Annotated in this window: 5 protein-coding genes and 3 pseudogenes; 3 read left to right on the top strand and 5 right to left on the bottom strand. The window is 73.7% G+C overall.

Annotation, left to right across the window (positions count from 1 at the left end; all coding sequences use genetic code 11):
• Positions 1-1,163 (top strand): protein phosphatase 2C domain-containing protein (locus tag GUY61_RS32770; RefSeq protein ID WP_243766920.1); only part of this gene is annotated, 1,163 nt, incomplete at its 5' end.
• Between the two features lie 28 nt (positions 1,164-1,191).
• Here GUY61_RS32770 and GUY61_RS32765 read toward each other — a convergent pair.
• Positions 1,192-1,473, bottom strand: coding sequence for a glycosyl hydrolase-related protein (locus GUY61_RS32765; protein ID WP_398957733.1), 282 nt, complete (start codon positions 1,471-1,473; stop codon positions 1,192-1,194).
• Positions 1,474-1,510: 37 nt separating this feature from the next.
• Positions 1,511-1,768: pseudogene (locus tag GUY61_RS32760) on the bottom strand (hypothetical protein); the annotation flags it as partial.
• A gap of 465 nt (positions 1,769-2,233) precedes the next feature.
• Here GUY61_RS32760 and GUY61_RS32755 point away from each other — a divergent pair.
• The gene (locus GUY61_RS32755; RefSeq protein WP_166633953.1) at positions 2,234-2,641 is read left to right on the top strand and encodes an ATP-binding protein; all 408 of its coding nucleotides are present in this window, start codon (positions 2,234-2,236) and stop codon (positions 2,639-2,641) included.
• 72 nt (positions 2,642-2,713) lie between these two features.
• Here the strand turns inward: GUY61_RS32755 and GUY61_RS32750 are convergent, their stop codons facing one another.
• From GUY61_RS32750 to GUY61_RS32740, 3 genes and pseudogenes are all read right to left on the bottom strand, one after another.
• Positions 2,714-3,466 carry a polysaccharide deacetylase family protein gene (locus GUY61_RS32750; RefSeq protein WP_166633952.1) on the bottom strand — a complete coding sequence of 251 codons (753 nt, stop codon included), beginning with the start codon at positions 3,464-3,466 and terminating at the stop codon, positions 2,714-2,716.
• Positions 3,467-4,154: 688 nt separating this feature from the next.
• Complete coding sequence (locus GUY61_RS32745) at positions 4,155-5,216, bottom strand: DUF2637 domain-containing protein (protein WP_166633951.1); 1,062 nt, start codon at positions 5,214-5,216, stop codon at positions 4,155-4,157.
• Positions 5,217-5,461: 245 nt separating this feature from the next.
• Positions 5,462-6,196 (bottom strand): annotated as a pseudogene (locus GUY61_RS32740) ((2Fe-2S)-binding protein); the annotation flags it as partial.
• Here GUY61_RS32740 and GUY61_RS32735 point away from each other — a divergent pair.
• Positions 6,195-6,320, top strand: a pseudogene (locus GUY61_RS32735) (styrene monooxygenase/indole monooxygenase family protein); the annotation flags it as partial. The pseudogenes GUY61_RS32740 and GUY61_RS32735 overlap by 2 nt on opposite strands.

Genomic DNA, 6,320 nt, shown 5'->3' with positions numbered 1-6,320 from the left:
GTGACGAACCGCGGGGCGGGCAGTCCCCGGCAGGGGGCCGGACCGGCGAGGACGACGCACGGCCGGCCGGCCGGTCCCGCCGGCGGCAGGCCGTTCCGGGCAGGCGCCCGCAGCCCGAGGACGAGGCAGCCGAGGCCACCGCCGGCGACCGCCCCGGCCCGTCGGCCGCGGGGGCCTTCACGGCGACGCCCCGGCCCCGGGTGGAGCATGTCGGAGACCGGCCGCCCACCTACGAGGCCGAGCCCGTCGCGCTGCCGCTCGCCGATCCGCAGGCACTGGCGGGCACCGTGTCGGACACCGTGCTGGACGGCGCGCGCTACGGGGCCGGCACCCTGCGGGCGGCCTCGGTGCGGGGGGACAGCGCCCGCTTCCGGGGCGAGTCGCGCCGGGACTCGCTGCTGACCGTGCGCTTCGGCGAAGGGGACGCGGCGCTGGTGCTGGTGGCCCTGGCGAGCGGGGAGCGGACCGCACCCACCGCCCACCTCGCGGCCGCCGAGGCATGCCGCTGGATCGGCGAGGCGGTGGGCCGCAGCCACGCCCGGCTGGCGCGGGACATCAGGGCGGGCCGGCGCGGCGACCTCAAGTCGGGGCTGCACCGGCTGACCGACCGCAGCCTGGGCAGACTCCGCGCGAAAGCCGCGGAACTGGATCTCGACCCGGGCGACCACACGGCCTCGCTGCGCTGTCTGCTGCTGCCCGCCGACCCCGAGTGCCGTATCCGGGTCTTCTTCGGCGTGGGCGCGGGTGGCCTGTTCCGGCTGCGGGACGGCGCGTGGCAGGACATCGAGCCCGCCGTGCCCGACACCGCCCCGTCCGGGGAGCCGGTGGTCGGGTTCGGCTCCGTACCCTCGGAGACCGCCGAGGGGGACCGCCTCACCATGGACCTCGGCATCGCCAACCCGGCGGGCCCCGCGTACGAGCCGGCGCCGCCGGGGGAGCCCTTCCGGTTCCGGGCCTCCGTCGCCCGCCCGGGGGACACGCTGCTGCTGTGCAGCGCCGGTCTCGCCGAACCGCTGCGCGGCTCGACCGAACTCGCCGACGCCCTCGCGGAACGCTGGACCGGCCAGGAGCCGCCGGGCCTGGCGGCCTTCCTCGCGGACGTCCAGCTCCGGGTCAAGGGGTACGCCGACGACCGTACGGCCGCCGGCGTCTGGGAGTCCTGACCGGCGAACGTGCCCCGCGGGCCCGGCCTCAGGAGGGGCGGAGCCGGAGCGTGAGGATCTGGAAGGGGCGGAGCGACAGCACGGGCCCGGAGGGGCCCGTCTCCGCCTCCCGCAGGGGACGTTCCAGCAGATCCGTCACCTCGGCCCGTACGACCGGGAAGGACGTGGTCAGGACGGCCCGCGCGCGCCCGCCCCGCGACTCGTAGAGCCGTACGACGACGTCTCCGCCGCGGTCCTCGGCGAGCTTGACCGACTCGATCGTGACCGAGGGGTCCGAGACCCGTACCAGCGGCGGCAGGGCGGCCGGCACGGCGGCGGTCCGCAGCGGCAGGTTCAGCGCGAGGCCCGCGGCGACGTTCCAGATACAGCTCGCCCGACCACACCGGCGCCCCCGCCCCGTACTCCGCCTCGGCCGCCTCGAAGAAGGCGGACGGCGTCTCGATCACCACACGCGGCGAGCCCTCCAGCGAGCGCAGCCGGCGGGCCTTCTCCAGCACCTCCCGGGTCGGGCCGCCCTCGCCGTCGCCCCAGCCGAACGGTACGAGAGAGCGGGAGGCGCGGCCCTTGTCCGCGAAGTTGCGTTCCGCGTGGGCGAGTTCTCGGCCATCCCCTGATCTTCGCAGGGAATCCCGGCGTTTGCGCCGGGAGGGAATGCGATCCCGTCGGGCGGCGGCTTCGTGGAGAATCCGCGCTGCGGCCGCAGGGCCGCTGCGAAGCTCGAAGCAGCTCAGCAAGCCCTGTCCCGGTTCCCGCGCCGCAAGGCCAAGGACCGCACCAAGAACCACCAGCGCGCCGCGGAGAAGGTCGCCAAGCTGCACGGCAAGGTCCGCCGCCAACGGCTCGACCACGCACACAGGACCGCGCTTGGGCACCCACCGTGTCCGCGTGCGCGGTGTGGCCGCACATACAGCGCCGCCTCCCCGGCGGTCGGTACTTCGCCGAGCCGGTTCGGAGCGTTCGGCCAGTCCCCCGGGATGGACATGAGTGCCGTGTTCGGTACGGGGGCATGCATCAGGCGTGAGCGCGTTCGAGAGGTAGGGGCCGAGTTCCGGACCGCGGGCGGGGGGACCATGGCAGGGAAGCCGGCACAGGCACGGGGGCAGTTACTGAACAGAAGGATCGGCCGGGCGGACTTACCGGCGGTCGGCGAGGTGCGCAGGGCACTGCGCGAGCTGATGCGGCCGTGGGGGAGGCCGGCGCAGCGCGACGTCGCCGAGCTCCTCACCAGCGAGCTGGTCACCAACGCGCTGGTCCACACGGATCGCGAGGCCCTGGTGACGGTCAGCGTGAACACGCTGCGGCTGCGCGTGGAGGTACGGGACTTCGTCGCCCAGCGCCCGAAGCCGCGGGCGGCGCCGGCGGAGGCCACCCATGGGCGTGGGCTGGCGCTGGTGCAGTCCCTCGCGGACGCGTGGGGTGTGCGGGCGCACGGGGTGGGCAAGGCGGTCTGGTTCGAACTGCGCACGGAGACCGCCTGAGAGCGGATCGGCGGCTTCCCGCTCACGCGTCACATGGGCCGCGCATCCCGCTGTTGCCGCGGCGGGCCGGTGTCAGGGCTTGTAGACGGTCCCCGGCTGCGCGGCGCCGGGCGCGAGCAGTTGGGGCACCGTGACGAAGGTGTAGCCGCGTCTCCTCAGCTCGTCGATGATGCCGGGGACGGCCGGGACGGTTCCGTCGTAGATGTCGTGCAGCAGGATGATGCCGTCGCGGTCCGCCTGGTCGAGCACGCGCTTCCGTATGAGGGCGGAGTCGGTCGTGGAGTAGTCCTTGGCGGTGACGCTCCACAGGACCTGTGCCAGCCCGAGGTCCCGGCTGATCCCGGAGACGGTGTCGTCGGTGCGTCCCTGCGGCGGGCGCATCAGGGTGGGCCTGCGCCCGGTGAGCTTCTCGATGGCCTCCTGGGTGCGGGAGAGCTCCTCGCGGACGCGGTCCGGGGAGACCTCCGTGAGCCGTGGGTGGGACCAGGTGTGGTTGGCCACTTCGTGCCCCTCGCGGGCGATGCGGCGCACGAGGCCGGGATGGCGCTCGATGTGGTTCTTCCCCAGGAGGAAGAACGTGGCGGGCACCTCCTTCTCCGCCAGGATGTCGAGGAGCCGGCCGGTGTGCTCGCCCGGCCCGGCGTCGAAGGTCAGGGCTATGCACTTCGCGGTTTCGCAGTCCGGGGCCTCGAGACCGCCCAGCGCCTGGGGCACCACGTCGGCGCGGGCCTCGCTGGGGGAGGTGGTCTCCATGGAGCACCCGCTCAGGGCGAGGAGGAGGGCGGCGGTGGCCGGCAGCAGGGCGCTCATCTTTCGCAGTCGCATGGCGCTCGACTATACACATCATGTATACACTCAATGTATACATGCTGTGTATAGCTCAATCGGCGTGCGGGCGGCTCGAAACGGGGGCGCCACAGTGGGCCGTCCCGGCGTGCCCCCGCTCGCCCTCTCGGGAGAGAAGACGGCCCCCGGCCCGCCCGGGTTGACTCACCCGGAGGGATTCCGGCCCCGGGCACCGGTGGAACCGTGGCCGGCGCCGAGATTGGTCGTGCCCGCCGAGCGCCTGGCCGCGCGGCTGCGGATCGAGGACCCGCACGGGCGGGCGCGGACGGGGGGCCGGGATCTGCCCCTTCCGGAGCCTCCTGTCCGGGCCGCTGCCCGGCACGGCATTGCGGCAACCCGGTCCAGTCGGCGTTCCTGCCGCCGGTGGCGGGACGCGTCAGGCGGCCGTGCGTCCGCCGGCGCCGCGCCGGCCTTCTCCGCGAACGCATCGACGGGATCACCGGAGGGTAGCCACCTCCGCTCCAGGCAGGCCGGGACCGGACGGCGTGCAGGTACGGCACGGTGGGCCAAGGCGGCGCCGTTCTCGCCGGTCCGCGGTAACCGCGGTCATGTCGTCCGGTCGTGCCCGTGACGGTTGTCGGGGAGGTCGCGCACGCGTACGGCCCGGGACCCGCACGAGGCGGGTCCCGGGCCGATGGTGGAGCGGCGTGCCGAGTTGGCCGGCCGGTCAGCCGTACTGCCTCTCGAGGTCGGCAAGCTTGCGCTCCAGGGAGTCGAGGCGGGGCAGCGCCTGGGTGTCGTCCTCTGCGGTGAGGTCGACGGTGATGCCGCGCTCGGTGCCGGCTGACTGCTTCGACGCCTGAAGGGAGGGCATGGAACGGCGGGGCAGCTGGGCCGGCTCCGCCACGGCGGACTCCGACGAGGCCTGACCGCCGGCGGCTCCGGCCGGCAGGCTCTGGACGTCCACCTGGATGCCGCCGCCGCGGGGCCGCGGCCAGCCGCGGTGCTGCCGGTTGATCGCGCGGATCCTGGCCCGGTCCAGCTTCTCCTGCTCGCGCTGACGGGCCCGGTTCAGCTGCTTCTGGCGCTTGTCCTCGCGCACCTCCTCGACGGCCTCGTCCAGGGTGCGGACGCCCTCGAGCAGCATCAGCGACCAGGCGCCGAAGGTCTCCCTGGGAGCCCGCAGCCAGCGCACCACGCGGATCTGCGGCAGCGGACGCGGCACCAGGCCCTGCTCGCGCAGCGCGGCGCGGCGGGTCTGCTTCAGCGCCCGGTCGAAGAGGACGGCGGCCGAGAGCGACATGCCGGCGAAGAACTGCGGCGCGCCGTCGTGGCCGAGACCCCGGGGTGCGTGCACCCAGTTGAACCAGGCGGCAGCGCCCGCGAACGTCCACACGAGCAGACGGGAGCCGAGGGCGGCGTCGCCGTGGCTGGCCTCCCGGACGGCCAGCACGGAGCAGAACATCGCCGCACCGTCGAGGCCGAACGGCACCAGGTACTGCCAGCCGTTGGACAGGCCCAGGTTCTCCTCACCGAAGCCGACGAGTCCGCGGAACGAGAGCGCGGCCGCGACGGCGGCGCAGCAGAAGAGCAGGACGTAGGAGGCCGTTCCGTATATGGCTTCCTTTCGTCTGCGGCGTTCCTCGCTGCGTTCCCAGGAGTCCTCGGTCTTGGCGGCCTTCTCCCCGGCGCGCTTGCCTCGCGCGAGTACCGTCACCGCCACCAGCATGCCCAGGAGCAGCACTGAGCCTGGAAGCAGCCAGTCCAGCGATATGTCGGTAAGTCTCATCTGGGGTCCCTTGCAGTGCGATAGGGCTTCAGGGGCGCCATATTGGCGGAACCGCGATGGCGCTCAGTGGGTTTCCGGGGAAGAGGACGCCATTGGCCTGCCAGCGCGCTCGGATGGCGGGATCATAGTCGAACTTCCGATGGGAAACCGGAGTTGGGTGCGAATCCAGTGTGACTGTTGTAACGATCGTGTAAGTTGGCGGCTCCCGGTGCCTCTGCCCCGGGGCGTGCGGGGGTGGCGGGGCGTCAGTCCGCCGTCGTGGCAGCGAGCTTGCTCACCCGGTCCGCGTCACAGGTGCGGGGACAGGTCACACACGTGTCCTCGGGACGCAGCGTGTAGAAGAGGCAGCAGCCGGCCCGGTCGCGGGTCGGCAGCGCGGCGCCGTCCGGCCCGGTCAGCTCGCGGAAACCCGCCGCGCCGACGTACGGGCCGGTGCTGCCGGGCAGCAGCAGTTCGAGCTCCGCCATCGCCCGGCGCTCCTCGCCCAGCAGATGCGCGATGTACCAGAGCCCTTCGACGATCTCGTCCGTCGCCATGCCCCACAACGCGCGCTTGCCGCGCCGCATCCTGGGCCGGAAGCCGTCCAGCAGCGGCTCCAGGTGTTCGGCGACCGACGCCCGCACCTCGGCGCGCAGCGCCTCCTCGTCCGGCACCACCCGGGCACCGGGGAGCCCCGCCAGCGGGTCGTCCGGCAGGCAGGCGAACTCCCCGACGCGCACGGCCATCCGGCCCAGCGCCCGCTGGAAGACGACGCCGTCCACGGGCATCCGGGGCACCCGGCGGTGCAGGAACCAGGGGACGGTGATCAGCAGGCAGGCGGGCCACGCGTAACGGTGCAGCGCAAAACCGGCGATGACGTCGGGCCTGGCCTGCCGGCCGTAGTCGCGCAGCACCTGCGCGTTGTCCCAGGCGAGGAAGGCGTCCAGCGCGGCGCCGCCCGCGGCGAGCTCCCGTGCCCCGACCCAGCCCGCTCCCGACGGCCCGCGCCCGGAGCACCCCGACTACGACGCGGTGCGCTGCAACCTCGTGCCCGGTGTGGGCGAGCTGTTCGTCATGCCGACGTTCACCCTGTCGGGCCGCGCCGACATCCTCTTCTGGGAGGGA

The organism is Streptomyces sp. GC420, from assembly GCF_009916105.1.
In the GTDB taxonomy this organism is placed as follows: domain Bacteria; phylum Actinomycetota; class Actinomycetes; order Streptomycetales; family Streptomycetaceae; genus Streptomyces.
This window is presented reverse-complemented; position numbering and strand designations above follow the sequence as displayed.

Coding starts and splice junctions, on each gene's coding strand:
- GUY61_RS32755 (WP_166633953.1), top strand. CDS start 2,234: ATGGCAGGGAAGCCGGCACAGGCACGGGGGCAGTTACTGAACAGAAGG.
- GUY61_RS32750 (WP_166633952.1), bottom strand. CDS start 3,466: ATGCGACTGCGAAAGATGAGCGCCCTGCTGCCGGCCACCGCCGCCCTC.
- GUY61_RS32745 (WP_166633951.1), bottom strand. CDS start 5,216: ATGAGACTTACCGACATATCGCTGGACTGGCTGCTTCCAGGCTCAGTG.